Source organism: Pararhizobium sp. LjRoot238 (genome assembly GCF_964252955.1).
Lineage (GTDB): Bacteria > Pseudomonadota > Alphaproteobacteria > Rhizobiales > Rhizobiaceae > Pararhizobium.
This window is the reverse complement of sequence record NZ_CAXUPP020000001.1, coordinates 2093530-2118933: the sequence shown is the minus strand read 5'-3', so window position 1 is coordinate 2118933 and position 25404 is coordinate 2093530. Positions and strand designations below refer to the sequence as shown.

The 25404-nt window shown below is 60.5% G+C and carries 26 protein-coding genes and 1 tRNA gene; 14 read left to right on the top strand and 13 right to left on the bottom strand.

The genetic code is table 11. The features are described 5' to 3' along the window. Positions 1-9: 9 nt before the first annotated feature. Positions 10-1083 (bottom strand): D-alanyl-D-alanine carboxypeptidase family protein, encoded by a 1074-nt coding sequence (locus ACSQ3F_RS10390; protein ID WP_436102103.1) that lies wholly within the window; start codon positions 1081-1083, stop codon positions 10-12. A 191-nt stretch (positions 1084-1274) separates the two neighbouring features. Here ACSQ3F_RS10390 and ACSQ3F_RS10385 point away from each other — a divergent pair, with 191 nt between their 5' ends. Both ACSQ3F_RS10385 and ACSQ3F_RS10380 read left to right on the top strand, forming a co-directional pair. Next, positions 1275-2438, top strand: a complete 1164-nt coding sequence (locus ACSQ3F_RS10385; protein ID WP_436100138.1) for a M20 aminoacylase family protein — start codon at positions 1275-1277, stop codon at positions 2436-2438. Positions 2439-2457: 19 nt separating this feature from the next. Next, on the top strand, positions 2458-2922 hold the full coding sequence (locus ACSQ3F_RS10380; RefSeq protein WP_018327806.1) for a winged helix-turn-helix transcriptional regulator: 465 nt from the start codon (positions 2458-2460) through the stop codon (positions 2920-2922). A gap of 125 nt (positions 2923-3047) precedes the next feature. Here ACSQ3F_RS10380 and ACSQ3F_RS10375 read toward each other — a convergent pair whose 3' ends face one another. Beyond that, positions 3048-4088, bottom strand: coding sequence for an NAD(P)-dependent alcohol dehydrogenase (locus ACSQ3F_RS10375; protein WP_436100137.1), 1041 nt, complete (start codon positions 4086-4088; stop codon positions 3048-3050). Between the two features lie 222 nt (positions 4089-4310). Here ACSQ3F_RS10375 and ACSQ3F_RS10370 point away from each other — a divergent pair, with 222 nt between their 5' ends. The 4 genes from ACSQ3F_RS10370 (at position 4311) to ACSQ3F_RS10355 (ending at position 6614) form a co-directional block, all read left to right on the top strand. Continuing rightward, entirely contained in the window at positions 4311-5252 is a 942-nt protein-coding gene (locus tag ACSQ3F_RS10370; protein ID WP_436100136.1) for an AraC family transcriptional regulator, read from the top strand. A gap of 159 nt (positions 5253-5411) precedes the next feature. Beyond that, positions 5412-5579, top strand: a complete 168-nt coding sequence (locus ACSQ3F_RS10365) for a hypothetical protein (protein WP_436100135.1) — start codon at positions 5412-5414, stop codon at positions 5577-5579. A gap of 246 nt (positions 5580-5825) precedes the next feature. Beyond that, positions 5826-6221 (top strand): DUF1236 domain-containing protein, encoded by a 396-nt coding sequence (locus ACSQ3F_RS10360; protein WP_436100134.1) that lies wholly within the window; start codon positions 5826-5828, stop codon positions 6219-6221. 123 nt (positions 6222-6344) lie between these two features. Continuing rightward, a complete protein-coding gene (locus tag ACSQ3F_RS10355) occupies positions 6345-6614 on the top strand; it encodes a hypothetical protein (RefSeq protein WP_436100133.1) in 270 nt (89 codons plus the stop codon). A gap of 121 nt (positions 6615-6735) precedes the next feature. Here the strand turns inward: ACSQ3F_RS10355 and ACSQ3F_RS10350 are convergent. The 3 genes from ACSQ3F_RS10350 to ACSQ3F_RS10340 all read right to left on the bottom strand — a co-directional run bounded on the left by ACSQ3F_RS10350 (position 6736) and on the right by ACSQ3F_RS10340 (position 9097). Beyond that, positions 6736-6812 (bottom strand) — tRNA-Met (locus ACSQ3F_RS10350). Positions 6813-6979: 167 nt separating this feature from the next. Continuing rightward, positions 6980-8203, bottom strand: a complete 1224-nt coding sequence (gene mnmA / locus ACSQ3F_RS10345) for a tRNA 2-thiouridine(34) synthase MnmA (protein ID WP_436102102.1) — start codon at positions 8201-8203, stop codon at positions 6980-6982. Positions 8204-8350: 147 nt separating this feature from the next. After that, a complete protein-coding gene (locus ACSQ3F_RS10340) occupies positions 8351-9097 on the bottom strand; it encodes a helix-turn-helix transcriptional regulator (RefSeq protein ID WP_436100132.1) in 747 nt (248 codons plus the stop codon). Positions 9098-9622: 525 nt separating this feature from the next. Here ACSQ3F_RS10340 and sciP point away from each other — a divergent pair. Beyond that, positions 9623-9898 carry a CtrA inhibitor SciP gene (sciP, locus tag ACSQ3F_RS10335; RefSeq protein ID WP_018327815.1) on the top strand — a complete coding sequence of 92 codons (276 nt, stop codon included), beginning with the start codon at positions 9623-9625 and terminating at the stop codon, positions 9896-9898. Between the two features lie 228 nt (positions 9899-10126). After that, positions 10127-10408, top strand: coding sequence for a GNAT family N-acetyltransferase (locus tag ACSQ3F_RS10330; protein ID WP_436100131.1), 282 nt, complete (start codon positions 10127-10129; stop codon positions 10406-10408). 112 nt (positions 10409-10520) lie between these two features. Here the strand turns inward: ACSQ3F_RS10330 and ACSQ3F_RS10325 are convergent, their stop codons facing one another. Further along, positions 10521-10871, bottom strand: a complete 351-nt coding sequence (locus ACSQ3F_RS10325; protein WP_436100130.1) for a flagellar export protein FliJ — start codon at positions 10869-10871, stop codon at positions 10521-10523. 443 nt (positions 10872-11314) lie between these two features. Between ACSQ3F_RS10325 and ctrA the strand changes: the two genes are divergently transcribed. Continuing rightward, positions 11315-12013 carry a response regulator transcription factor CtrA gene (gene ctrA / locus ACSQ3F_RS10320; RefSeq protein WP_024270822.1) on the top strand — a complete coding sequence of 233 codons (699 nt, stop codon included), beginning with the start codon at positions 11315-11317 and terminating at the stop codon, positions 12011-12013. A gap of 222 nt (positions 12014-12235) precedes the next feature. Here ctrA and ACSQ3F_RS10315 read toward each other — a convergent pair whose 3' ends face one another. Both ACSQ3F_RS10315 and chpT read right to left on the bottom strand, forming a co-directional pair. Beyond that, positions 12236-12598 (bottom strand): response regulator, encoded by a 363-nt coding sequence (locus ACSQ3F_RS10315; RefSeq protein ID WP_436100129.1) that lies wholly within the window; start codon positions 12596-12598, stop codon positions 12236-12238. Positions 12599-12713: 115 nt separating this feature from the next. After that, on the bottom strand, positions 12714-13361 hold the full coding sequence (chpT, locus tag ACSQ3F_RS10310) for a histidine phosphotransferase ChpT (RefSeq protein WP_436100128.1): 648 nt from the start codon (positions 13359-13361) through the stop codon (positions 12714-12716). A 333-nt stretch (positions 13362-13694) separates the two neighbouring features. On the opposite strand from chpT, the gene ACSQ3F_RS10305 reads away from it, so the two are divergent. Together ACSQ3F_RS10305 and ACSQ3F_RS10300 are read left to right on the top strand one after the other, a co-directional pair. Next, positions 13695-14228 (top strand): DUF1134 domain-containing protein, encoded by a 534-nt coding sequence (locus tag ACSQ3F_RS10305; protein ID WP_436102101.1) that lies wholly within the window; start codon positions 13695-13697, stop codon positions 14226-14228. A 150-nt stretch (positions 14229-14378) separates the two neighbouring features. Further along, positions 14379-15542, top strand: coding sequence for a hypothetical protein (locus ACSQ3F_RS10300; protein WP_436100127.1), 1164 nt, complete (start codon positions 14379-14381; stop codon positions 15540-15542). A gap of 6 nt (positions 15543-15548) precedes the next feature. Here the strand turns inward: ACSQ3F_RS10300 and ACSQ3F_RS10295 are convergent, their stop codons facing one another. Beyond that, positions 15549-16376 (bottom strand): TrmH family RNA methyltransferase, encoded by an 828-nt coding sequence (locus ACSQ3F_RS10295; protein ID WP_436100126.1) that lies wholly within the window; start codon positions 16374-16376, stop codon positions 15549-15551. Between the two features lie 13 nt (positions 16377-16389). After that, entirely contained in the window at positions 16390-16773 is a 384-nt protein-coding gene (locus ACSQ3F_RS10290; protein ID WP_436100125.1) for a hypothetical protein, read from the bottom strand. 31 nt (positions 16774-16804) lie between these two features. Between ACSQ3F_RS10290 and ACSQ3F_RS10285 the strand changes: the two genes are divergently transcribed. Together ACSQ3F_RS10285 and rpoH are read left to right on the top strand one after the other, a co-directional pair. Further along, positions 16805-17833 carry an RluA family pseudouridine synthase gene (locus ACSQ3F_RS10285; RefSeq protein WP_436100124.1) on the top strand — a complete coding sequence of 343 codons (1029 nt, stop codon included), beginning with the start codon at positions 16805-16807 and terminating at the stop codon, positions 17831-17833. Positions 17834-18076: 243 nt separating this feature from the next. Further along, entirely contained in the window at positions 18077-18982 is a 906-nt protein-coding gene (gene rpoH, locus ACSQ3F_RS10280; RefSeq protein ID WP_436100123.1) for an RNA polymerase sigma factor RpoH, read from the top strand. Between the two features lie 186 nt (positions 18983-19168). Here the strand turns inward: rpoH and ACSQ3F_RS10275 are convergent, their stop codons facing one another. Next, positions 19169-20047 (bottom strand): LysR substrate-binding domain-containing protein, encoded by an 879-nt coding sequence (locus tag ACSQ3F_RS10275; protein WP_436100122.1) that lies wholly within the window; start codon positions 20045-20047, stop codon positions 19169-19171. A 29-nt stretch (positions 20048-20076) separates the two neighbouring features. Here ACSQ3F_RS10275 and ACSQ3F_RS10270 point away from each other — a divergent pair, with 29 nt between their 5' ends. Beyond that, positions 20077-21375, top strand: a complete 1299-nt coding sequence (locus ACSQ3F_RS10270) for an MFS transporter (protein WP_436100121.1) — start codon at positions 20077-20079, stop codon at positions 21373-21375. Between the two features lie 241 nt (positions 21376-21616). Here ACSQ3F_RS10270 and ACSQ3F_RS10265 read toward each other — a convergent pair whose 3' ends face one another. Together ACSQ3F_RS10265 and ACSQ3F_RS10260 are read right to left on the bottom strand one after the other, a co-directional pair. Next, on the bottom strand, positions 21617-23950 hold the full coding sequence (locus ACSQ3F_RS10265) for a hypothetical protein (RefSeq protein WP_436100120.1): 2334 nt from the start codon (positions 23948-23950) through the stop codon (positions 21617-21619). Positions 23951-24013: 63 nt separating this feature from the next. Next, positions 24014-25312 carry an adenylosuccinate synthase gene (locus ACSQ3F_RS10260; RefSeq protein ID WP_112846829.1) on the bottom strand — a complete coding sequence of 433 codons (1299 nt, stop codon included), beginning with the start codon at positions 25310-25312 and terminating at the stop codon, positions 24014-24016. Positions 25313-25404: the final 92 nt, after the last annotated feature.

Here is a 25404-nt window from a genome sequence, read left to right as displayed (position 1 = left end):
AGAGAGGGTTTAAAAAACCGGACGAGGGACCGGGATCGGAATATTGGCAACGTCGCCCTGTGCGGTCTCGGTCTGCCCCTTGACGTTTACAGCTTTTTCGGTGCCGGGGATAAGGCCGGCGGTAACGAGGTTCAGCGGGCGGTTGATCTCATGGATATAGGGCGACAACAGTTTCTGCCGGCCGACTTCGTCCCGGTTTTCGGAGCGGATCTTTGCGGCCTTCGGATTGCAGATTTCCTTGCTGACATCAGCGACCATGTCGCGGGTTTCGCCATAAGGCGCGATCTGGCCAAGACCGGGCTTGCCGGCGCCACTGGACGTCAGGGCAAGCTGCAGCAACCGCGCCGATTCATCCGCCCGGCCGCCGAGGCTTTCGGCACCGAGCACGACGGAAACGACGGCACGGCCGTTGCGCGTCGCCGACGAGACCTGATTGAAGCCGGAGGCGCAGATAAAACCGGTCTTCATGCCATCGGCACCATCGAAGCGGCCGATCAGCATGTTGAGGTTGGGATAGTTCTTCTTGCCCGTGGTGAAGCCTTCATAGGCAAAATAGGGGGCGTATTGCGGGAACTCGCGCTTGATGGTGACCGCCAGCACGGCAAGGTCGCGGGCCGTCGTGTACTGGCCGGCGCCCGGCAGACCATTCGGGTTGATGAAATGCGAGGAGGTCATGCCGATCCGCTTGGCTTCGGCATTCATCAGGTTGACGAAGGCAGGCTCCGAACCGGCGACGGTCTCGCCGATTGCAACCGCGATGTCGTTTGCCGACTTGATCAGCATCATCTTCAACGCACTGTCGAGCGTCACGGCCTGGCCGGGCTTGTAGAACATCTTGCTCGGCGGCTCGCCCGCCGCATTCTTCGACATCACGATGGGCGATTCGAGCGTCAACTGACCGGATTTGAGGGCGCGGAACGTCGTATAGGCCGTCATCAGCTTGGTGAGCGAGGCCGGATACCACTTCTGGTAGATATCCTGCTGCTCGTAGACCTTCAGCGAACTGACGTCGACGACCAGCTTTGGATTGGCCGCGCCCGGCATGGCGGTCGCAAGAAGCGCCGCGCAGGCCCCTGCCAGCACGGAAATTAGCTTCACCTTGCCGCTCGTCCGGATTCCATTCGTCACCACAATCAAACCTCGAAATTTCGGGAATTGCCTCGTATCGTCCGGCTATTTAACCTATATGGCGAGGTAATGGCAAAGACCATTCTTCCGCGTCGGTGCCAAAAATCCCGTACCCTATGCCCGCAATGGACCCACAGGAACCAACAATGCCCCTTCTCAACCGCGCAGCAGAGCTCCAGACCGAAGTCACCGAATGGCGACGACACCTGCACACGAAGCCGGAACTCCTGTTCGCCGTGGAAAATACGGCAGCTTTCGTCGAAAATAAACTGAGGGAATTCGGGGTTGACGAAATCGTGACCGGTCTTGGCCGCACCGGCGTCGTCGGTCTGATCAGGGGCAATCACGGCGAAGGCCGCACGATCGGCCTGCGCGCCGACATGGACGCCCTGCCGATGACCGAGACCAGCGGCAAGCCCTGGGCCTCCACCGTGCCCGGCAAGATGCACGCCTGTGGTCATGACGGCCATACCGCCATGCTACTGGGTGCTGCAAAGTACCTGGCGGAGACCCGCAACTTCAAGGGCGCGGTCGCAGTCATCTTCCAGCCGGCCGAAGAAGGCGGCGGCGGCGGCAACGAGATGGTCAAGGACGGCATGATGGAGCGGTTTTCCATCGAGGAAGTCTACGGCATGCACAATATGCCCGGCATGCCGCTTGGCCAGTTCGGCACCCGCGTCGGCCCGATCATGGCCTCGACGGACGAATTCACCATCACCATCGACGGTCGCGGCGGCCATGCGGCGCAACCGCACAAGACCATCGATCCTATCGTCATCGGCACCCAGATCGTCAATGCCCTGCAGACGATTGCTTCGCGCACCGTCGATCCGCTTGCCTCGGTCGTCGTATCGGTCACCAAATTCAACGCCGGCTTTGCCCACAACATCATTCCCGAGCAGGCGACGCTGGCCGGTACCGTGCGCACGCTGAGGCCGGAGGTCCGCGATCTCGCCGAAGCGCGCATCAAGCAGATTTCGGAAAGCCTCGCCTCCGCCTATGGCGCCAAGGTCCGGGTGTCCTATGGCCGCAATTATCCGGTGACGGTCAATCACCGGGAGGAGACTGGCCATGCGCTGTCGGCCGCGGCAAGCATTGCCGGCGAGACAAAGGTGTCGGCCGATCTCGACCCGATGATGGGCGGCGAGGACTTTTCCTATATGCTGCTCGCCCGGCCTGGTGCCTTCATCTTCATCGGCAACGGCGAGACCGCCGGCCTGCACAACCCCGCCTACGACTTCAACGACGAGGCGATCCCGCACGGCATCTCCTACTGGGTGAAGCTCGCGGAAATGCGGCTGGCAGCCTGACGGTTTGGGGATCGCGCCGATGCATGAGATAGACAAGATCGACCGGCGGATTCTCAACATCCTGCAGGCGGACGGCCGGATCACCAACCTGGAACTGGCCGACCGCATCGGCCTCTCCCCCACCGCGACCAGCGAGCGGCTGCGCCGCCTCTTGAAGGAGGGCTACGTCTCCGGTTTCGGCGCAAGGCTTGATCCCCACAAGCTGGGCTTCGGGCTTCTGGTCTTCATCGAGGTCATGCTCGACAAGACCACGCCGGAAGTCTTCGACAAGTTCGCTATCGCCATCAAGCAGGCATCGGCCGTGCTCGAATGCCACATGGTGGCCGGCGGCTTCGACTATCTCGTCAAGACCCGTTTCGAGGACATGCACGCCTATCGGAATTTTCTTGGCCAAGTGCTCTGGACATTGCCGGGCGTCAAGGAAACGCGCACCTATGCGGTGATGGAAGAGATCAAGAACGACGGGCCGCTGCCGCTGGTGTGAGTTTACTCCCTCCCCCTTGTGGGGAGGGTTGGGAGGGGCCCTCTGTTTGCGAGCAAGAGCCCCTCCCCTCCGCTTCGCTCCGACCCTCTCCACAAGGGGGAGGGTTATTCCGAGACTGCGGCCTATTACAGCGTCGCCATGTCGATGACGAAGCGGTAGCGCACGTCGCTCTTGATGACGCGCTCATAGGCTTCGTTGACCTGATCCATGCGGATCAGCTCGATTTCCGAGACGATGTTGTGCTCGCCGCAGAAATCGAGCATTTCCTGCGTCTCCTTGATCGAACCGATCATCGAGCCGGCAATCGAGCGGCGGCCCGGGATGAGCGAGAAGGCATGCACCGGCACCGGCTTTTCCGGAACGCCGAGCAGGACGAGCGTCCCGTCCACCTTGAGCAGGCCGAGATAGGCGTTCCAGTCGATTTCCGCCGAGACGGTGCACAAGATAAAGTCGAACGTGCCAGCCAGCGTCTTGAAGGTTTCCGCGTCGCTGGTGGCGTAATAGTGATCGGCACCCAGCTTGAGGCCGTCTTCCTTCTTCGACAGCGACTGGCTGAGGACGGTCACCTCCGCACCCATCGCATGGCCGAGCTTGACGCCCATATGGCCGAGACCACCCATGCCGACGATCGCAACCTTCTTGCCGGGACCGGCGCCCCACTTGCGCAGCGGCGAATAGAGCGTGATGCCGGCGCAAAGCAGCGGCGCCGTCGCCTCGAAAGGCAGATGCTCCGGAATGGAGAGGACATAGCCTTCCTTGACGACGATGTGATCGGAATAGCCTCCCTGGGTCGGCGTCTTTCCATCGGCCTCGACACCGTTGTAAGTTACAACAAGACCCGGCATATAATGTTCGAGATCGAGGTCGCGGCTGGCGCAGGTCGTGCAGCTGTCGACGAAGCAGCCGACACCGACCCGGTCGCCCACCTTGAATTTCGAAACCTTGGAGCCGACGGCCGTGACGATGCCGGCGATCTCGTGGCCGGGAACCATCGGAAACATCGAATTGCCCCATTCGTTGCGGGCCTGATGAATGTCCGAATGGCAGATGCCGGAATATTTGATGCTGATGACGACGTCGTCCTCGCGGGGTTCGCGCCGTTCGAACGTGAAAGGCTGCAGCGGCTTCGACGCATCCGTCGCCGCATATCCTCTTGCCAGGGCCATGGGTCACTCCTTTATGTGATGAGGCGGGGATTGTGATGGAAGCTCGAATGGCCTCTCCCCGGAAGCGTACTATGCAGGGAGAGACGGGCAGGCGTTAGAGCAATCCTGCAAAATTATTGTACGATCCTGCAAAACATGTCGCTGGAGTTTTGCAAACACGCGTTAAGAGACTAACTGTCGAGCTGCGTGATGAAATCTAAATAGCTGGAAAGACTTTCGATTATGACAGATTCAAGAACCCCGCGCAGTCAGGAACTGGTTGATCTCATTGCCCGTTTCGCCAAGGAAGATGGCGACCATCCAACAGCGGTCCCTGGTTTGAGCGTCCATAGGCACGCGGGGACGGGAACCAAGGCCTGCGGTTCCTACAAGCCGAGTTTGGCGCTGATCGCGCAGGGCGCAAAACAGGTCATGCTCGGCGACGACATCTATCGCTACGGCCGCGGCGACTATCTGCTGACCTCGATCGACCTGCCGGTCACCACCCAGATCATCGAGGCGACAGCCGAAGAGCCTTATCTCAGCATGATATTCCAGATTGACACAACCAAGATCGCCGGGCTCGTGGAACATGCCAGCCAGGACGATCGCAGCCCCGCCCCTGCCGAACGGGGCATGGCCGTCAGCACGCTGACGGCGGAGCTCGAAGATGCCGCAACAAGGCTGCTGCGGTTGCTCGACCGGCCGGCCGATGTTCCGGCTCTGCTTCCCCTGATCGAACAGGAAATCATCTATCGTCTCCTGACCGGACCGCAGAGCGGCCGCCTGCGCCAGATGGCCATAACCGACAGCCAGTCGCACCAGATCAACCGAGCCTGCGTCTGGCTGAAGGAGCACTACGCCCTGCCGCTGAAGATCGAGGAACTCGCCAACCGCGTCAGCATGAGCGTTTCCTCGCTGCATCACCATTTCAAGGCGATCACCGCCATGAGCCCGATGCAGTACCAGAAGCAGTTGCGCCTGCAGGAAGCGCGCCGGTTGATGCTGGAGGAGATGCTCGATGCGGGATCGGCCGGCCATCAGGTCGGTTATGAGAGCCAGTCGCAGTTCAGCCGCGAATATGCCCGGCAGTACGGCGAGCCGCCGCGGCGCGATGTCGGTCGCGTCCGCCGCAGCCTGATGGACCGGCTGACCGGCGGTGTGGAAATGCTGAGCGAGGGATAAGCCTCTCGCTCAAGACGCAAATTTGGAGGCCCGCCTTGCCGGGCGCGAGACGGTCGTAATGGGCCAATCTTTCCGGTCGTTAAAATTGTCGCCTTTCTCGCGCGACTTCCTTAACGGCATTTCCGTATCCTTTTTGCACATAGAGGCGAGGAGCATGTGATGGCAGACCACCGAAGAGACGCCTATTCGGCGTTCGCAGAAGATCATCGGGAGCTTGGAGCCGCGAAGGGGCCTTTCTCCCCGACGCTGCGCATAAAGGCGCTTGCCGCAGCCGTGCTGGCCGGTGTCCTGTTCTGGGGCGCGGTGATCTATTTCATCATGCGCTGAGGCCGATCGCGGGTTTCCCCCGGCGGCACCGTCACGCTGAATTGCGAACCGTCGGAGGCGCATTCCGGCGCCCGCCCGGCTGACCTCCGGCGGCCCGACCATCAAGCCGTTCGACGGCACTCCGCTCAAAAAACCGACTAACACGGCGTTACATCGCGAAACAATTTGCGATGACATTTTTCGGAACGATCGCTCCTCCTCTCGCATTGTGGACCACATGGCCATGACAAACGAAAGGAGTGAGCCATGAAAACGAAGATCCTGATCCTCTCCGCCGCCGTTCTCGGCATGATGTCGAGCGCCGCGCTGGCCGAAGATGGCGCCATCACCGGTGCCGCTGGCGGTGCGGTCACGGGCGCCATCGTCGGCGGCCCGGTCGGCGCTGCCGTGGGCGGTGTCGTCGGCCTCGCCGCCGGTGCCGCTCTCGACCCGCCGCCGCAGAAGGTGGTGACCTATGTGGAACAGCAGCCGCTGCAGCAACCGGTCGTCATCGAACAGCCGCTGGTCGTCGGCAAGCCCATCCCGCGCGACGTGGTCCTGGTCCCCGTGCCGGAAGACACCCGCTACGCCTATGCGGTCGTCAACAACCAGCGCGTGATCGTCGATCCGAGGACCCATACGGTCGTGCGGATCATGCAATAAGCGTGTCGTCGCATGGAGCAGAAGGGGCGGACGGTGGTCCGCCCCGCTCGGCAGGTTTTAGTTTTCCCGCAGTATTTCCCGGAGTAACCTGTTTATCGAGTTTGGACGACGGGGAGCGATGTGATGAAAAATCTGATTTCAAGCTGCGCCATCCTGGTCGCGCTCGCGTCCTGTACGCCATACCAGGTGCAACCGATACCCGGAAGCATCACCTATGGCGGTCACCAGCCTCGGACGAAACTGACGAAGGCACCAATCGGCAGCACGTTCACCAATCAGATCATGGACGAGACCGGCCGCATGGCCATCGAGACCTACAGGGTAGAGCCGGACCGCTCGCTCACGCTGATCAGACGCGAACGCGTCCGGCCGGACTTTTTCTCATACGATTGAGGACTTGGGCGCCGACCAAGGACATATCGACCGACATTCAGCCAGGCAAGTTGAATGCATTTGACGACCCTCTTTCAGAGACGTCCTGTCATCTATGACTCAGGGCTGGACACTGGAAAAATGGTAGCGGGAGAGGGACTCGAACCCCCGACACGCGGATTATGATTCCGCTGCTCTAACCACCTGAGCTACCCCGCCGCCGGGACGTTGACATGAGGCTTGGCCGCTGTCGTCGCCGTCAGTGGGGCGGCTTATAAGGTGCGGTTCATGCCGGTGTCAAGCCGAGCCGTTTTAAAAAATTGGAAGTTTTCCAATGGCCCATGAACAATATGTTGAGCAAGGGGCGCCAGGCGCCTCTGCCCCGTTCAGGCCGCGGCCGAGCTCTGCAGCAGGTCCTTCAGCGCCGCCTCGGCTGCCGCTTCGCGTTCCGAACGCAGGATGAAGCCGCCGCCGTAGACGCGGGCGTCCTCGCCGGTACCGGAATAGAGCGCGCAGGCCTGCCCGGGGGCAACGCCCGCCTCGCCTTCCAGAAGTTCGACCGAGATGCCGCCTGCATCGGCGTGCAGGATGGCGGGTGCCGGCTGGCGGGTGGAGCGCACCTTTGCGAGACAGGCAAAGCCTTCGGCTGCCACGTCGTGGATATCGCCGTCGCCCAGCCAGTTGACGTCGCGCAGATAGACGCGGCGGGTTTCCAGCGCTTCCTTCGGGCCGACGATGACGCGGCGCGAGCGGGCGTCGAGATGCACGACATAGAGTGGCTCGCCGGTGGCGACGCCGATGCCGCGGCGCTGGCCGATGGTGTAGTGCAGGATGCCCTCATGGCTGCCGAGCACGCGACCGTCGAGATGGACGATATCGCCCGACAGAGCCGCATTCGGCTTCAGCTTCGAGACGATGTCGGAATATTTGCCCTGCGGCACGAAACAGATGTCCTGGCTGTCGGCCTTCTTGGCGACGACGAGGCCCATGTCTTCGGCCAGCGCCCGGGTTTCGGCCTTGGTCAAATGACCGAGCGGGAAGCGCAGATAGTCGATCTGCCCCTGCGTCGTGGCAAAAAGGAAATAGCTCTGGTCGCGATCGGCGTCGGCCGGTCGGAAGAGTGCGCGGCGGCCCGGCGCACCCGGCTGCGGATTTGCTCTGGAGCGGATGTAGTGGCCAGTCGCCAGTGCATCGGCGCCGAGTTCGCGCGCAGTCGCCAGCAGATCGGCGAACTTGACGGTCTGGTTGCAGGCCACGCACGGGATCGGCGTTTCGCCGGCGACGTAGCTTTCCGCGAAGGGATTGATGACGGTTTCGCGAAAGCGCTGCTCGTAGTCGAGCACGTAATGCGGAATGCCGAGCACTTCGCAGACGCGGCGGGCATCGTCGATGTCCTGGCCAGCGCAGCAGGAACCGGCGCGGTGCACGGCGGCGCCGTGATCGTAGAGCTGCAGGGTGATGCCGAGAACATCATAGCCCTCGCGCTTGAGGATGCCGGCCACGACCGAGGAATCGACGCCGCCGGACATGGCAACGACGACGCGCGTATCTTCGGGCTTGCGATCAAAATCGAGACTGTTCAAGGTTTCCAATCCGGCATTCCGGTCCATCGGCGGGTTTCGGCACTTCTGCGCGACCATACCCTGTTTCCTGCAAACGGCCAACGCCGCAGCGAAGCGAGCTTCGGCAACGCCTGCCCGCAAGCCCGCTATATAGAAAGTCGCGAGGATATGGACAAGTGCCCGCTGAAAACGTGCTTAGATGAGCTTCATTCGCATGGCGCGGGCGATCGCCTGCATCCGGTTGACGGCATCGAGCTTGCGTGTCGCCGTCTTGAAATAGCTCGACACCGTATAGGCGGAAATACCGAGGATGATGGCGATCTCGTCGCTGCTCTTGCCGGCCGCGGCCCAGCGCAGGCATTCGATCTCGCGGGCCGACAGCTTGTCGCGCGCCGGGGCCCCGGCTTCGAAAGTGTGTTCGAGGGTTTCGAACAGCTGCAACAGGGTCAGATAGAGATCCGCGGTCTCAGCCCTGTCGGGCTCGGTGCGGGGGCCGCAGAGCAGAACGGCGAAGGCCTCCCCCTGGGTGGTGTGCAAGAGGACGGCAAAGGCGTTGCGCATCGCCTGGCCGGCAAACAGCGTACCGATGGTATCGACGGCATTGTCACCTTGAGCGTTCATGAGGACGGCCGTTTCGGCAAAGATCGGCAGCTTCGTCTGGCGCAGCCGCTCAATCAGCATGCTGGCATGGAACACCGTGGCGGCATCATATTCCCGCACCATGTCGGAGGACCAACTGCTCAGCACAAGGCGCTCGGCAAAGCGCTGCTGCTCGCCGGAGGGAAGACGCGCGATCATGAAGTGGCTGAAGCCGAACTGCGCCGTGCACTGGCGCATCAGATGCAGCACTTCATATTCCGTCTGGATTGCGGAACTGTTCATGTCCGAAAGGAAATCAGCATAAGCCTCGCCTCGCAAGGCCAGCTTGTCAGGGTCTCTCATAATTTCGATCACCACCTGCCGGTCTATGCCGCCGGCGCCTCAAGAAAATTCTCACTGTGGAACTTCTTTTCTTAAAGCAGTACAAGAGCCCAAAAAAGGCAAAACTCCGAGAGCGCCACGGAAGGCACACTCGACGCAACAGCCTAGAATTTTGAAATAATGTGACGCAGTAAGAGCCGTTCCATACATCGAAAAAGATGAACTATGCTCAATTACGGAGGGGTACTTACCAAATAATTAGCCCAAATTGCACCGTTATGTTTGCATGGCTCCCATGCAAACATTCGTTTCAAAACATGTCTCGCCTCGAAAACAGGCGGCGGATGATCGCTAAAACCTGTTGGTTTTGCTGCAAAGGCCACCAGCGGTCGCTTGGCGCCAACCGGCGAAACCTCAGGTCCATTGCCAGCAACGCCCCGGAAGTCTCTAAAATTATGAGCAAATTGTTACCGTGCGCTTAGGCAAATGTTAAATGTGGCAAGCTAAGTTGGACGCATATGGTCTTGAGTATGTGTAGAGAGTCCAATGACCGAAATGATACGACCCCGCGTGAAATATGTCATCGGCCCCGATGGCAGCCCTTTGACGATCGCAGACTTGCCCCCGGCCAATACCCGTCGCTGGGTGATCCGCCGCAAGGCTGAAGTTGTCGCCGCCGTTCGTGGCGGGCTTCTGAGTCTGGAAGAAGCCTGTGAACGTTATACCCTGACCGTCGAAGAATTCCTGTCCTGGCAGTCCTCCATCAACGACCACGGCCTCGCCGGCCTGCGCACGACCCGCATCCAGCAGTACCGCCACTGATCGGCGCGCGTTAAGCGAAACCTTTTTTCGGGCGGTTGCCATGAACCCGGCAGCCGCCCGAAGCATTTTTACAGCGCCGCGCGTCTTTTCAGACGCGCAAAAGTCGCTGTAACACTTTGGTCCGCTGCATAATTCCTTTAAGAATTATGCAGCAGGTGCCAGCCACCCTTCGCGTTCTGCTCGCGGCATGCCATATATCCGCGAGCAGACAATCGGGATGGGTGGACCATGGATATCAAGCTAGAGGAAGCCGGCTCGCATGGCCGCTACAGCGTGGCGGTCGAAGGTCACACCAGCGAAATGACCTATTCCAGGTCATCACCACAGCTGATCATCATCGATCACACCGCCGTTCCCGACGCGGTGCGCGGCAAGGGCATTGGCCAGGCGCTCGCCGCACATGCGATCGAGGAGGCCCGCAAGGGCGGCTGGAAAATCATTCCGCTCTGCCCTTTCATGCGCGCCCAGACGCACCGCCATCCCAAATGGCAGGATGTCATCCAGGCATAGGATTGCAGGCACCCTCACGCGCACTGCGCCAAAAACGCACAAGGCCCTTCTGAAGAACTTGAGCCAAGTCCGTCAGAAGGGCCCTGTGGCCTTTGAACGCCGCTGAAACGCCTCAGGCGCGCATGCGAACGCCGCTGTCGCGTTCTTCAAGCGCGGCCGCCTTGGCGAATTCCGCCTGGACTTCCTCCAACGCCAGTTCCGCCGCATCCTGCTGCACCTTCAACTCCCGGACCGAGACCTGCAGGTTGTCGGCCCGCTGCCGGGCAGCCTTGGCAAACGTCGGATAGGCGAAATGCGCGGGATCGGATATCCCGGATTTCTTCTCTTCGAACGTGATCTGGTTTTCCAATTCCTTGGTCATCCGCTCAAATTCGGCCATCATCATTTGAAGCTGGTTCAACTGACGCTGTTTCTCCTTCACCTGAAATTCCTTCAGGCGAACAAGGCTCTCACGTGACTTCATACGCAATACTCCCGTGATGCGAGACCCCGGTTACTGGATTATGGCCCGTCCAACCGACCTGCCGTGTCGGAAAATTAAAAAATTTCCAGCGATCTTAACAAAATCCTACCGCTGGTAACCTTTCGTTTACGGGCATCGTTAATCATAGGGACGATCATTTAAGGGTCAGTAAATGCCGAATGTTAAATTTGAGGTTCGGCATAGATTGAGTCAGATGAGTCAGATAGCCGATTTTCTTAATGTGGCGCATTAAGGATGTCATTCTAGATTCACATGCAAAATCAGAGGACTGCAAAAAATATTTAACATTTCCGATACACCTTGCCAGAGTGAATCAGAATTTGTTAACCATTTGCTGGCAGCCTCCAAATCAGGCAACGACTGGATCCGTATCGCGTAAGGGGGCCATCAACGACCTTTCGGCGGCGGAAAAGGGGACAATTATGCGGGTTCTACTGATTGAAGACGACAGCGCGACAGCGCAGAGCATCGAACTGATGCTCAAGTCGGAAAGTTTTAACGTTTACACCACCGATCTCGGTGAAGAGGGCGTCGACCTCGGCAAGCTCTATGACTACGACATCATTCTGCTCGATCTCAACCTGCCGGACATGTCCGGATATGAGGTTTTGAGAACGCTGCGGCTGTCCAAGGTCAAGACACCGATCCTCATCCTCTCCGGCATGGCCGGCATTGAGGACAAGGTTCGCGGCCTCGGCTTCGGCGCCGACGACTACATGACCAAGCCTTTCCACAAGGACGAGCTCGTCGCCCGCATTCATGCAATCGTCCGCCGTTCGAAGGGCCATGCGCAGTCGGTGATCTCGACCGGCGAGCTCATCGTCAACCTGGATGCCAAAACCGTCGAAGTCGGCGGCCAGCGCGTCCACCTGACGGGCAAGGAATACCAGATGCTGGAACTGCTTTCGCTCCGCAAGGGCACCACCCTCACCAAGGAAATGTTCCTCAACCACCTCTATGGCGGCATGGACGAGCCCGAACTGAAGATCATCGACGTGTTCATCTGCAAGCTGCGCAAGAAGCTGGCAAATGCTGCCGGCGGCGCCAACTACATCGAAACAGTCTGGGGCCGCGGCTATGTACTGCGCGAGCCGGACGGCGATTTCGCAGAAAGCGCCTGATTTTCGCCTGCTCTTCAGCTGGTTGTGTCCCGCATCCCGCATATGTGGAGACGCCACGGCTGATCGTGCCGAGATGAGTGTGAAGACCCGCCGGAGATGGCGGGTTTTTTCGTTTTTTGGGCTGGATGGATCAGGCGGCGCCCAGGGCGCCAAAAATGCACAACAAAAAGCGGCGGCCCGAGGCGGCGGCTTCTTCTGGCGGACACCGGAGTATGATTTTGATCAGGCAGCGACCGACAGGCTGCCAAAGACGCTGGTCAGGATCTTGCGGTCGAACGGCTTCAGCAGGAAGTCGTCAGCGCCGGCCCGCTTGCCGGCCATCATCTTCTTCAGGTCGGCTTCGATAACGCAATAATAGATGCGCACGGTCTTGCCGTCGGGCAGGTTGCGGATATTGGCAATGAGGTCCAGAGCGCCATCGAGAGCAGCATCGACGATGATGATATTCGGCAATTCCGCTTCGCAGCGCACGAGCGCCTCGAGGCCGTTGGCGGCCTCGGACACCAGGAAGTTCAAGCCGGAGAGAATGCGCTTTCCAACCTTGCGTACGACGTCAGAATCATCGGCAATCATTAACCGTTGCATCTCTAGCTCCTTCATTACACCTAAGCGGGAGTCATTCCCTAACAACAACCGTATGACGGTTTGGCAAAGATTCTGTTACCGCGGGAACTAAAAAGAGATTTATCTTGGGAGCGCCTCAGGCTTCGGTCATCTTTGCCGAAAAGACGATCTCCTCCGGCGTCGACTCGACCGCGATCTCCATGCCGGCCTCTTCGGCAAGCAGGACCGTGTAATAGGGCTGGATCGTGTGGGCATCGACCGCTTCTTCGAGCGTGCCGGACAGAAGCTCGATCAGCTTCGGCGGCACACGCATCATCCGGCCCCTGGCGATCAGCTTGAAGACTGCGTCATATTCAGGGTTTTCCAGCACGACCTCGATCGACCCACCGCGCGGAATGGCGCCATAGGCGATCAGGAACAGGTTGAGCAGCAGCTTCACGCGGTTCTTGGCGATGATGACGCGCGGGCCAGCCCAGGTGACTTCGGTCTTCTTTTCGACGGAGGCGAAATCCTTCGCCGCCTTCTCGGCCTCGCCGGTATCGATCGAGGCGCCAACCGAACCGGAAGCGCCGAAAGCAAGCCGCGCGAACTTCAACCGGACAGAGGCATTGAGCGCACTGGTGCGGATCAGGTCCATGGCATCGGCATCCGCCCCGCCCTCGTCCAGAAGCTCGAGGCCGTTGTTGATGGCGCCGACAGGAGAAATGATGTCATGGCAGACGCGGCTGCACAGAAGCGCTGCGAGATCAGGACCGGTCAAGGTCAGGTTCGGGTTCTTTCCCATGTCGTTTCCTCAATAGCCGTCTTTCGGCTTCCGGCTCATAAGCGTGGTCAGGCGGCCTTCCGCGATGCTTTTGCCAGCATGGTCTAGCCCGCGAAGATTGCGCGGGCATAGCGTCAAGGGCGAAGATCATAAAGACACCACATTTGGTAAACCGATTGTTAAGATCATCGGTTCAAATTGCTGACAATCAGCCCGGACCTTCGACAAGGCGGAACGGGGCAAGACACGGCCTGCGAATGAATTCGCCCGGCCGCTCCCGGATTTACGGAGAAAACTATGCAGCGGATCGCCAATGCCGTGAAAGCCACCCTCCTGCACGCCCTCGTGACGTTGATGGCTGTCTTCAGCCTCATATCCGCTTCGCACGCGCAGAGTGCCAACGGCAGCCAGTACACAATGCAGGAAATCGTTGACGCCGGTCACGGCTTCTTCGGATCGACATCCGGCGGCCTTGCCAAGGTGGTCGAGAACGCATTTTCGAAATACGGCCTGCCCAACGGCTACATCCTTGGCCAGGAAGGCTCCGGCGCGTTCGTGGCCGGCCTTACCTATGGCGAAGGCGACCTCTACACAAAGAATGCGGGCCAGCATAACGTGTTCTGGCAGGGCCCGTCGCTCGGCATCGACTGGGGCGGCCAGGGCAGCCGCGCGATGATGCTGGTCTACAACCTTCCAGCCGTCCCCTCGCTCTACAAGCGCTTCGGCGGCGTCTCCGGCTCGGCCTATGTGGTCGCAGGCGTCGGCATGACCGTGCTGACCGATGACAACATCGTGCTGGTGCCGATCCGCACGGGGATCGGCGCACGGCTCGGCATCAATGTCGGTTATCTGAAGCTCACGCAGCAGCCGACCTGGAACCCCTTCTAAGGAAAAATAGCGGCGTTATCCTTGTCCGTCATTTCTTCAGCGGACGCGTCTTGCAAAAAAGGCGCGTCCGCGAATACTTGAAGTGATATTGCTTTCGAGTGACTGAAACGAGAACCGTTGCCGCGTGCTTCGAATTGAAATGGCCAGCCCTTGATTGAATTCGTACTCCTGTTTGCACTCGGTTTCCTGACGGCGGCTATTCTCGGCCTTCTGGTGGCTCCCGCCGTCCACAAGCGCGTCGTCCGTTTCGCCGAAGACCGGTTGAAGGCGACGATGCCGCTGTCGCCGCAGGAAGTGCGGGCACAGAAGGACGCCGCCCGCGCCGGCTACGCCGCGGAAAACGCCCGTACCAGCCAGATCCTGAAGCGCGAGCGCGACAAGACCGTCACATTGATGTTGCAGAACGACGCCATCCGGAAGGAAGCGCAGCGCATTGCTGGTGAAAATGCCGATCTGCACACCCAGATCGCCGACATGAATATCGAGGCTGCCGACCTGCGTTCCGCCATCCGCCAACTGGAGCAGACGATCGAGCGGCTGAAGGCGAGTTTGGCGGATCTCGAGCGCGATAACGTCAAGAAGAACATCGACATCAAGACTTTGGCTCGTCAGCTGGATCACTTCACCGCAGATATGGACAGCCTGAAGATCGACGCCGCCACCTACGATACGGAGGCGGAAAACCTGAAAAGCCGCATTGCCGGGTTGAGGGATGAGCGCGAAAACCTGCGCAACGAACTGCGAGCGGAAAGCGCCAAAGCGCGCGAGTTGGAAGCCCGGCTTGCCCGCGACGAAACCCGCATCCGCCAGTTCGAAGCCAAGCTTGCCAGGGCAATTGCTGCCAATGCGGACAAGGATAGCTCCTTGGAGCGCCGTGGAGCGGAAATCGAGCGGTTGAAGGCAAAGATCAGGGAGGCCGGCAGTTCCGGCCTAACGATGCCTGTGCAGAAAGATAAAAAGCCTATGACAGAAATACCCGCCGCCGACCGCCTGCCCGTCAATACGCCGGCGACTATTGTCGATCCCCTCCCCTCAAGCGCCGCCATCGATCTGACCGTGCCCGCCGACTACGCCCGCAACCGCGCGGCCGCACTGTCGGAGCGGCTGATCAATTCGAAAACATCGTTTCACGACGACGCCCTGCGGGAAGAAGTTGCCGATATCGCGGCAACCATGGTGGCCTTGACCGCGGCAAAGGAAGGCCCCGCCTCGCCGATACCGGCTCTTCTCAACCCCGCCAGCACACAGACCGAAGGGAACGAAAAAAGCCTCGCCGGCCGCGTCAGGGACATGCTGCCGCCGGAGCAACCATAAACGCCGTCAAATAAACCCGTTGATCATCGCAACCTGATGCAGCGCAATGCCAGTCGCGGTTGCGACGTTGAGGCTGTCGAGACCGGGCCGCTGGCGGATACGGGCAGTGCGGATCGAGGACAGGATATGCTGTGGCAATCCCTCCCCTTCCGTGCCCACCAGAAGTGCCGTGCGCGGCGATGGCGCAATGTCGCGCAGATCGGTTTGCCCGTGCGGTGACAGGCCCCAGATCGAAAACCCCTGCTCCTGCAGCCTCGACACAAGCGCTGCGACCGAGCCTTCCCGGGCAAAAGGCACCGTCAGGACCGAGCCGACGGACACGCGGATCGCCTTGCGGTACATCGGATCGCAACTGGTTTCGTCCATCAGCACCGCATCGGCGCCGAACGCCGCGGCATTGCGGAACATGGAACCCATATTATCGTGGTTGGAGATGCCGCAGGCGGCCAGCACCATGCTTTTGGCAGGCAGACCGCCAACCAGCGCATCCATTCGAGGCGCAAGGTCACGCCTCCCAAGCGCCAGCACACCGCGATGCATGTTGAAACCGGCAATGGCATCGAACACGACGGCATTGGCGACATAGACGGGAATGTCCGCTGGAAATTCAGCGAGAATGTCGCCGAGACCGCTGACCCGGTTTTCGAGCAGCAGGATCGCCTCTGCCTCTATACCCTGGCCTGCGCGATGCGCGGCGGCAAGCATGCGCAGCACGACGGTTCCCTCGGCGATAAACCGGCCGTGCCGCCCGGTGAGATCCCGTTCCTTGATCGACACCAAACCGGCAATGCGCGGATCAGCCGGGTCGTCGATGCGGACGGGAGCTTTCGCCACGAGACTGTCCCGCTCAGTTCGGCTTGACGGTGATATCTGCGGTGATGCGGCCGGCTGCGATATCGAAGACGATCGCCTTGCGGTCTCCGCCGCCGACAGCGCCGTAGAACAGGATCTGGCCGCCCGACAGAGCCACATCCGAAACCTCGAACCCAGCCGGCAGGGCGGCGATGGCCGTCCGCGGCGCATCGCTCGGAACTGAAACGGCGGCCGTTTGCGGCGTATCCTGGTCGCCCAGCCGCGTTAGCTTGTAGACAATCGCCCCAAGCACGACCATAAGCATCACCAACATGACACCGGCCGAGACAAGCTGCAGACGGATCATCTTGCGGCGCACGTTCTCCATCACCGGATCGAGCGGCTTTTCTTCCTGTTCGTCTGGTTTCTGAGTAGACATGGCTGGCCTTACCTGCGGAATGGAACGAAGAATGAGCGATCCCTTTAAACAAGCCCCGGCCATTAGGAAAGTCCTGACCGCAAATGAGGAAGCGAGCGGCCGCATGGACGCCTTCCTGACGGAGGCGCTGGCTGGCGAATTTTCCCGCAACCGCATCAAGAGCCTGATCGAACAGGGCGAGGTCACCCTCAACGGCAAGACCATCAAGGAAGCGAAGAAGAAGGTGCAGCCCGGCGATGTCTTCGAGATCGGCCTGCCTGAGCCGGAAGACCCGGAACCCAAAGGCGAGGATATCCCTCTCGATGTGCTCTACGAGGATGACGACCTGATCGTGCTCGTCAAACCCCCGGGCCTCGTCGTTCATCCCGGCGCCGGCAACTGGACGGGTACGCTGGTCAACGCGTTGATCCATCATTGCGGCAACAGCCTGTCGGGCATCGGCGGCGTCAAGCGGCCGGGCATCGTCCATCGCCTCGACAAGGATACGAGCGGCGTCATGGTCGTTGCCAAAAATGATGCGGCGCACCGCCATCTCTCCGAGCAGTTCGCCGATCACGGCCGCACCGGCCCGCTGGAACGAGCCTATATGGCTGTCGTCTGGGGGCGCCCGCGCGGCCTGAAGGGAACGATCGATGCGCCGCTTGGCCGCGCCGGCGACCGCGTCAAGCGTGCCGTCAAGCAGGAAGGAACGGATGATGCACGCGAGGCCATCACCCATTACGAGGTCATCGAGCGCTATCACGAAAAGCCGGATGCGACCGCGCTCGCTTCGATGGTCGAGTGCCATCTCGAAACCGGCCGCACCCATCAGATCCGCGTGCACATGGCCCATATCGGCCATCCGCTGATCGGTGATCAGGACTATGGCGCAGCGTTCAAGACCAAGGCGAACCTGCTGCCGGATGCCGCAAAAGCTGTCGTCAACCGCTTTCCCCGCCAGGCGCTGCACGCCTTCATGCTGGCCTTCGAGCATCCTTCGACCGGAGAAACCATGCATTTCGAGTCGCCGGTTCCCGACGATATGCGTGAACTGGTCGAGGCATTGAAGGCGAAGGCTTGAGTTCGGCTTTTACCGGGCCGGAAAAGATCGGAATTTGTATTTCAGCCCTTGATATTTTGCCGGAAAACACAATTTACATGTTGCAACCCGTATGAGGCATTCGCTTCTCCGGCATCACATCTGTGTGAAACCGGAGTGCTTGAATCATGCTTTCGCCGCACTTATCTATGAGCATGTGGGGTCGGACAGACCCACGAGCCCGGCTTGCCAGAAGGAGGCCGGAACGCGAAAGGGGGGTGCATCATGGCCCGCAGTACGTTACCGTCCATTACCGCCGGAGAAGGCGGTCTCAATCGTTACCTTGACGAAATCCGTAAATTTCCCATGCTCGAGCCGCAGGAAGAGTACATGCTCGCCAAGCGGTACCAGGAGCATGACGACCGCAAGGCGGCCCATCAGCTCGTGACCAGCCATCTGCGCCTCGTGGCGAAGATCGCCATGGGTTACCGCGGTTACGGCCTGCCGATCGGCGAAGTCGTTTCCGAAGGCAATGTCGGCCTCATGCAGGCCGTCAAGAAGTTCGATCCGGAACGCGGCTTCCGTCTGGCGACCTATGCCATGTGGTGGATCAAGGCTTCGATCCAGGAATATATCCTGCGCTCGTGGTCGCTCGTCAAAATGGGCACGACCGCCAATCAGAAACGGCTGTTCTTCAACCTGCGCCGGCTCAAGGGCAAGATCCAGGCCCTCGACGAGGGTGATCTGAAGCCCGAGCAGGTCAAGCACATCGCAACGACGCTGAACGTTTCGGAAGCCGAAGTCGTCTCGATGAACCAGCGCCTTTCCGGCGACGCATCGCTCAACGCGCCGATCAAGGCGGGCGAAGGCGAGTCCGGTCAATGGCAGGACTGGCTGGTCGATGACCACGACACCCAGGAAGAAATGCTTATCGAGCAGGACGAGCTGGAAAGCCGCCGCGGCCTGCTGTCGAACGCCATGAAAGTGTTGAACGATCGTGAACGCCGCATCTTCGAGGCTCGCCGCCTGACTGAAGAGCCGGTAACGCTCGAAGACCTTTCGACGGAATTCGACATCAGCCGCGAGCGCGTGCGGCAGATCGAGGTCCGCGCCTTCGAAAAGGTTCAGGACGCCGTCCGCAAGGCAGCGCTCGACCGGCAGAATTCGCTTCGCGTCGTCGAAGGCGCTTGAGAGAAAAGCTGTAGATAAAAAAAGCCGGCTGGATTGCTCGCCAGCCCCTAACAAAAAATGTGGAATGCTATAGGCGCTCCTGTCGCAAAAATCAGGCGCGAAAGTCTGGGTGTTGCAAGGGACTTTTGCGACGGGAATTCTCCAGAAAATTCAGCACTCTCGATTTCGCCGCGAATGCGGGGAGTTTCACGACAGTTCACCTGCTTCTCCGATCAGCCATTCCCTGAAACAGCGCACGGTCGGCCGTTGCAAAGCTTCGGTTGTGCTAACGGCATAGTAGGCAAACCGCGTCGGCCATTTCACGGCGATGGCTTGCGCCAGCCTGCCCGCGCGCAGATCGTCATCGGCATAGACGTTGCGAACGAGCGCAAGCCCCTGTCCGGACACTGCCGCCCTGACCATGAGATGATCATCGGAAAATGACGGCCCCCTCAAATCGTGGGGCATTGCCACACCCTGCGCCTCGAACCAAAGCCGCCAGTCGGCCCGGTCCGCGTCGTGCAATAATGGGAAGGCTAGGCAATCGGCCGGTGTCTCGATTGGAGACCGCGACCGCAGAAGCTCGGGACTGGCGACGACGATCAATTCTGGTGCCATAAGCCGGACAGCTTCAACCCCCGGATAGTTCCCCAGCCCGTGCCTGATCGCCAGATCGATCGGTTCGCGCTTGAGATCGACGATACTGCCGTCCGTTTCCACGACGACATCGATGTCAGGATGAAGCCGCGAAAAGCCGTGTAGGCGCGGTACGAGCCAGTTCGCCGCAAAGGAACTCATGGTGCTGATTTTGATCCGCCGAGATGAAGGATTTTCTAACTTTCCAGCGACCTCTTCAATCTTGCGAAACGGTTCATCGAGGGAAGCAAACAACGCCTTGCCCGCTGCATTGAGTTCCACGCCCGCTTGGGTACGTGTGAACAGGCGATAGCCGATCGAATCTTCCAGCTCGCGAACGCGCTGGCTGATTGCTCCAGGTGTCAGCGCCATGCTGGAAGCAGCATCGCGCATCCGGCCCGATCGGCCGACGACGATAAAGGTTTGCAACCGGGAAAGAGGCACGACCATGACCTATGTTTAGCACAGCTAAACGCAGAATGGAAAACCATCGTTTGCCTGCCCCGCAGTTTTCCGGAATTTTCCCTTCTGCAATCAGAGGGAATTTCATGAGCAGAACGGGATCACAATCACCAGCATTTTTGCCATGGCTTGTCGTCGGCTTCGGCTTTCTGGCGCTTGCGCTTGCTTTTTCAGCGCGCGCCACGCTCGGGCTGGTCATGCCGATATGGACGCAGGAACTCGGTTGGTCACGGAGCTTCACGTCCGGCGCGGCGGCGACGGCGCTACTGGTGATGGCAGCGGTCGCCCCCTTCGCCGGCCGGTTTATTGATCAGCAAGGCGTGCGGGTGACATTGGCCCTCGGCCTTGCTCTTGTGGGGGTCGGATGCCTGGTCGTTTCGGCAACCAGCGATGCGCTCGTGTTCCTGATCGCGTTCAGCGGGCTTTCAGCCATCGGGTTCGGAATCGTCGCGGCGCATGTCGTCTCCACTGCCATTGCACGGCTGTTCGGCAGTAACCGGGGGCTCGCGACCGGCATAGCGACCTCTGGTGCGACGGGAGGGCAGTTCCTGATCGTGCCGCTCATCGCGGTCGTGCTGGCGACGTTCAGTTGGCGATGGAGCTTTCTCGCGATCGGCGGAGGCTGTTTGGCCCTGATCCCGCTCCTATGGTGGACGCTAGCCGAGGAGCGCGATCCCGCCGATGAGCCGTCCGGACAAACTCCCGCGTCATCTCTCACGGCGGATATTGCCTCCATCATCAGGGAGCCGGCATTCCACATTCTGTTCTGGAGTTTCCTGCTTTGTGGCTACACGACAGCAGGCGTCATCGAAACGCATTTCCTGCCCTACGCCTCATTATGCGGATTCGGTCCTGTTCCGAGCGCCGCCGCTTATGGAACGCTGTCTGCAATCAATATGCTCGGCATGATCGGGGCCGGCTGGCTGACCGATCGCATGAACAGAGTTGTGCTTCTCGGCTTAATTTACATCCTGCGGGGGCTGACATTCCCAATGCTCATGAACGTCGGAGACGACTACGAAATGCTAGTTGCCTTCACCGTTCTGTTCGGAGCGGTGGATTATGCAACTGTCCCCGTCACTGCCAGCCTTGTTGCCAGCCATCTCGGCTTGCGCGTCATGGGACTATCCATGGGGCTGATCTCGGCCGGCCATTCGATTGGCACGGCGGCCGGTGCGTTCATCGGCGGCTATCTCTTCGACCTGACTATGCAATACGACTGGGTGTGGATCACTTCGTTCACGCTGGCGGTCGGGGCCGGTCTGATGGTCTTATTACTGAGCGACCAACCGAGGCGGATTGCCGAAAGTGCGTGAGAAAAGCCTTTCGAAAATCGCCCAATTAAAGCGTCATTTCGCCTCTGACTCTTGCCAAAAGTCGCAAAACGGCCTTTTACGGCAATCGAAAAATCTCGGCGTGCCGCCGTGAAAATATCTTCATCAAACGAAAGCCGCCTGAGCCCCAGTGCTACAAGCGGGTGGCTTTCACGTCCAGTTCCATTTTCAAGTTAGGGGCTGGATTGCTCGCCAGCCGGCTTTTTCAGGCGGAATTTCACGCCTATTGGCCGGCGGGATTTGGCTTGGCGACGAGGCTCCAGGCCTGCATGGCCTTGGTGAAGGCCTCGCTGCCCCCAGGGCCCTTCTCAAGCGTCAGCAGAGCGCGGCGACCATTGCGATAGGTCAGCGGAATATCGATCCAGCTGCGGCTGCGCAAAAGCTCGGTATTCGTCGCCACGGCTTCGGGGAAGTCGTTGAGCGCGATCATGTGGAAGTCTTCGGTGATCTTCGCGGGCACAGCGATCAGCGGATCGCCGCGATCCTGCTCGTTGCGCTTCATCGCGACGCGCTGGACGCTTTCGATGCTGCCGCCTTCGAAGTTCTCCGGCAAAGAGAAAACGAACTCAATGACGTGACTTGCAGGCAGCGACGAGTCGGCATTGCGCTTGATCGTCATCAACGCCGTCAGACCGCGTTCCGGAACATTGATCTGCGCCTGGACGACCGGCTCTGGCTTGGCGTCGCCGCCCGGAGATTCTTCCTTCACCGACCAGGCGACATTGCCCTCGATCGCCGTCGGCGCGGACTGTCCGAGCCGTTCTTCATAGAGGAACATCTTCTGCGTGCCGGCAGGGATCTGCTGTGTCGTCGGATTGGCGGCGGTCTGCTGCTCAGGCACCGGCTGGGCGGGCTGGACGTCTCCGGCCTGGCCCGCAGGCGCTGCTTGAGCGGTATCCTGCGGCGTGCCTGCCTCCGTCTGGGCGGCAACCGATTTGCCTTCCTCGGTAGCAGCTTCCCCTCCCGGTACAGGCGCCGGCCCCTGATCGACTTCGCTGCCATCCGCCTGCAGGCGCTGCGTGAATTTGGTGCTGTTGCCGTCAAGTGACGCAACATCGGTGCCGGCAGGCGCCTCAGCCTGCGTGCTCGTCTGCGGCGTGGCGCCGTCCTTGGCACCCTCTTCCGGCCCGGTTGCGTCCGGCGTTTTCTGCCCCGGCACCTGCGCGGTCAGGGACTCAATCGCGGCCGCCACCCAGGAATTGACCACGTCCTGGTTCCGCCAATAGGCATAAGCCCCACCGCCGACGACGATGAGGACAGCCGCGACAACTGCGATGACTTTGGGATTGAAGGGCGAGCGCTTCGGCTCGGCGCGATAGGATACCGGCCTGGACGGAGCCGCAAGATCCTCCGGGGCAGCTCCCGCGGCTTCCCTGCTCTGCTGAAAGGCCGCCGCCGCACCGCCGGCCGTTGCGACGCTGCCGTGCTCGAGAAGTTCATCAACGTCATTCCAGGCACTGCCGGAAGATGGCTGCCCCTCCAGCTCGACAGCCGGTTTTTCGACCGGCCAGGACCAGTCGGAAATGGCAGGTTCCGTGCTATCCGCGGCAACCGGCGCCGGGCTCTGGGTGAAGGGGTCGCTGTCGTCCCATGCCCAGGAATGCGAAGGTTCGGCGGCTTCCTGGCCTTTGCCGCCGGATTCGGCGCGCGGTTGCACAACCGTTTCGACCGGCTCGTAGTCTGAAAGGTCGGGAATTTCCTCGGTGATCGCAACTTCGCCCGCAGCCTCCGTCCAGACGGATTCACTGTGAGCAACGGCGGGAACCGGATCGTTCCATTCCGGCAGTTCCCACTCGGACGATGCCGCGGGCATCGGCTTGTCTTCGGGTCTCGACGACTGCGCGACGAGCTCCTCTTCCAAGTCATCCGCCGCACGACCATCGTCCGGGGAAGACGTCTCGACCGACAACGCCTCAGGCTGCTCTGAAGCAACGCTGTGGCCCGGCTCATCCTGCGCAGACGCTTCCACGGTTTCGCGCGTCTCGACAAATTCCGGCTGTTGCGGCGCAGGTTCCGCGGCAGGCTCGGATACGGTCTGCTCGGAAACGATCTCCTCGACTTCGGCAACCGGCTCGGAGACAGTCTCGTGCGCGACCGTTTCCTCATAGGCCGGGGGTTCGGCCGTTTCCTCTACAGCGGGAACCGCTTCCGTATCATAGGCCTCCACCGGCTCAACCGGCTCATAATACCGCTCTTCGGCAGCATCCACGTGGCGTTCCTCAGCCACGGGCTCTGCGACCGGTTCTGCCTCGTCAACGGCTACCGTTTCCGCCGCGACATCCGCCGGCTCAGCGGCAGTACCTTCAGCCACCGAATCGACCGGCTCATCGTCAAGCGTAGGAAGCGCTTCGGCGTGGTCGCTCTCGACCTCGTTGATCGCCGCTTCCAGCTTGACCATCTGGCGTTCGATCATCTCGTCCGAAGGACGAGGCTTCATGCTTTCGAGTTGACGGCGGACGGCGCCCCTGGCCTTTTCATAGACCTTGGCCCGCATTTCGGGAACATTGTCCGACAGACCGTCGACGGTCCTTCGAATAACTGCAACAAAATCCGCCATCAGAACTTTCTCATACAATCGGCGTGTTTACGCCAGACTCTTCCCCAGTCGTAAACGCGAAGACTAGTCCTCAAACGGGTCTGTCACAAGTATCGTGTCATCGCGCTCGGGGCTGGTCGAAAGCAGCGCGACCGGCGCCCCGATCAGCTCTTCCACCTGCCGGACATATTTGATCGCCTGGGCCGGAAGATCTGCCCATTTGCGGGCGCCGACGGTCGATTCCTTCCAGCCTTCCAGCGTGATGTAGACGGGCTTTGCCTGCGCCTGCTGCGCCTGGCTTGCCGGCAGATGATCGATCTCGACACCGTCCAAAGTATAACCGACGCAGATCTTCAGTTCATCGAGACCATCGAGCACGTCGAGCTTGGTAAGGGCGATGCCGGTGATGCCGTTGGTTGCCACCGACTGGCGCACAAGCGCGGCGTCGAACCAGCCGCAGCGGCGCTTGCGGCCCGTCACCGTGCCGAACTCATGGCCCTTCTCGCCGAGGAACTGGCCGATTTCGTCGTGCAGTTCAGTCGGGAACGGTCCCTCGCCGACGCGCGTCGTGTAGGCCTTGGTGATACCGAGGATATAGCCGAGCGCGCCCGGGCCCATGCCCGAACCTGCCGCCGCCTGTCCTGCGACTGTGTTCGACGAGGTGACGAAGGGATAGGTGCCGTGATCGATGTCGAGCAGCGTGCCCTGCGCGCCCTCGAACAGGATGCGCGCACCCTTGCGGCGATGGCGGTCGAGCAGCAGCCAGACGGTATCCATGAACGGCAGGACACGGGCGGCGATGGAGGACAGTTCCGCCATGATCGCCTCATGGCTCACTTCCGCCTCGCCAAGACCGCGGCGCAGCGCGTTGTGGTGTGTCAGAAGGCGGTCGACCTTGGCCGGCAATGTGTCGAGATCGGCGAGATCCATGACGCGGATGGCGCGGCGGCCGACCTTATCCTCGTAGGCTGGGCCGATGCCGCGGCGGGTGGTGCCGATCTTGGTGCCGCTGTTGGAGGCCGCATCCTCGCGGATACCGTCGAGCTCACGGTGCAGCGACAGGATGAGCGTGGCATTGTCGGCGATGCGCAGGTTTTCCGGCGTAATCGTCACGCCCTGCTTGTCGAGCTTCTCGATTTCGGCGATCAGCGCATGCGGATCGATGACGACGCCATTGCCGATGACGGCAAGCTTGCCCGGACGCACGACGCCGGACGGCAGCAGGGAAAGCTTGTAACTGGTGCCATCGATCACCAGGGTATGGCCGGCATTGTGACCGCCCTGAAAGCGCACGACGACATCGGCGCGCTCCGAGAGCCAGTCGACAATCTTGCCCTTGCCTTCGTCACCCCATTGCGATCCGACCACCACGACATTCGTCATTTCAGTTTTCCTGTTTCCACGCGCCAGTCATTGCGCTGTCTTCAAACCCGCGCATCTATACTGTTTTGTTTTTTGGAAAGCGACCCTGTTTA

Excerpts from the sequence above, each read along its gene's own strand:
- ACSQ3F_RS10385 (WP_436100138.1), top strand. The coding sequence starts at position 1,275 with ATGCCCCTTCTCAACCGCGCAGCAGAGCTCCAGACCGAAGTCACCGAA.
- ACSQ3F_RS10380 (WP_018327806.1), top strand. The coding sequence starts at position 2,458 with ATGCATGAGATAGACAAGATCGACCGGCGGATTCTCAACATCCTGCAG.
- ACSQ3F_RS10375 (WP_436100137.1), bottom strand. The coding sequence starts at position 4,088 with ATGGCCCTGGCAAGAGGATATGCGGCGACGGATGCGTCGAAGCCGCTG.
- ACSQ3F_RS10370 (WP_436100136.1), top strand. The coding sequence starts at position 4,311 with ATGACAGATTCAAGAACCCCGCGCAGTCAGGAACTGGTTGATCTCATT.
- ACSQ3F_RS10365 (WP_436100135.1), top strand. The coding sequence starts at position 5,412 with ATGGCAGACCACCGAAGAGACGCCTATTCGGCGTTCGCAGAAGATCAT.
- ACSQ3F_RS10360 (WP_436100134.1), top strand. The coding sequence starts at position 5,826 with ATGAAAACGAAGATCCTGATCCTCTCCGCCGCCGTTCTCGGCATGATG.
- ACSQ3F_RS10355 (WP_436100133.1), top strand. The coding sequence starts at position 6,345 with ATGAAAAATCTGATTTCAAGCTGCGCCATCCTGGTCGCGCTCGCGTCC.
- mnmA (WP_436102102.1), bottom strand. The coding sequence starts at position 8,203 with ATGGACCGGAATGCCGGATTGGAAACCTTGAACAGTCTCGATTTTGAT.
- ACSQ3F_RS10340 (WP_436100132.1), bottom strand. The coding sequence starts at position 9,097 with ATGAGAGACCCTGACAAGCTGGCCTTGCGAGGCGAGGCTTATGCTGAT.
- sciP (WP_018327815.1), top strand. The coding sequence starts at position 9,623 with ATGACCGAAATGATACGACCCCGCGTGAAATATGTCATCGGCCCCGAT.
- ACSQ3F_RS10330 (WP_436100131.1), top strand. The coding sequence starts at position 10,127 with ATGGATATCAAGCTAGAGGAAGCCGGCTCGCATGGCCGCTACAGCGTG.
- ACSQ3F_RS10325 (WP_436100130.1), bottom strand. The coding sequence starts at position 10,871 with ATGAAGTCACGTGAGAGCCTTGTTCGCCTGAAGGAATTTCAGGTGAAG.
- ctrA (WP_024270822.1), top strand. The coding sequence starts at position 11,315 with ATGCGGGTTCTACTGATTGAAGACGACAGCGCGACAGCGCAGAGCATC.
- ACSQ3F_RS10315 (WP_436100129.1), bottom strand. The coding sequence starts at position 12,598 with ATGCAACGGTTAATGATTGCCGATGATTCTGACGTCGTACGCAAGGTT.
- chpT (WP_436100128.1), bottom strand. The coding sequence starts at position 13,361 with ATGGGAAAGAACCCGAACCTGACCTTGACCGGTCCTGATCTCGCAGCG.
- ACSQ3F_RS10305 (WP_436102101.1), top strand. The coding sequence starts at position 13,695 with ATGGCTGTCTTCAGCCTCATATCCGCTTCGCACGCGCAGAGTGCCAAC.
- ACSQ3F_RS10290 (WP_436100125.1), bottom strand. The coding sequence starts at position 16,773 with ATGTCTACTCAGAAACCAGACGAACAGGAAGAAAAGCCGCTCGATCCG.
- ACSQ3F_RS10285 (WP_436100124.1), top strand. The coding sequence starts at position 16,805 with ATGAGCGATCCCTTTAAACAAGCCCCGGCCATTAGGAAAGTCCTGACC.
- rpoH (WP_436100123.1), top strand. The coding sequence starts at position 18,077 with ATGGCCCGCAGTACGTTACCGTCCATTACCGCCGGAGAAGGCGGTCTC.
- ACSQ3F_RS10275 (WP_436100122.1), bottom strand. The coding sequence starts at position 20,047 with ATGGTCGTGCCTCTTTCCCGGTTGCAAACCTTTATCGTCGTCGGCCGA.
- ACSQ3F_RS10270 (WP_436100121.1), top strand. The coding sequence starts at position 20,077 with ATGGAAAACCATCGTTTGCCTGCCCCGCAGTTTTCCGGAATTTTCCCT.
- ACSQ3F_RS10265 (WP_436100120.1), bottom strand. The coding sequence starts at position 23,950 with ATGGCGGATTTTGTTGCAGTTATTCGAAGGACCGTCGACGGTCTGTCG.
- ACSQ3F_RS10260 (WP_112846829.1), bottom strand. The coding sequence starts at position 25,312 with ATGACGAATGTCGTGGTGGTCGGATCGCAATGGGGTGACGAAGGCAAG.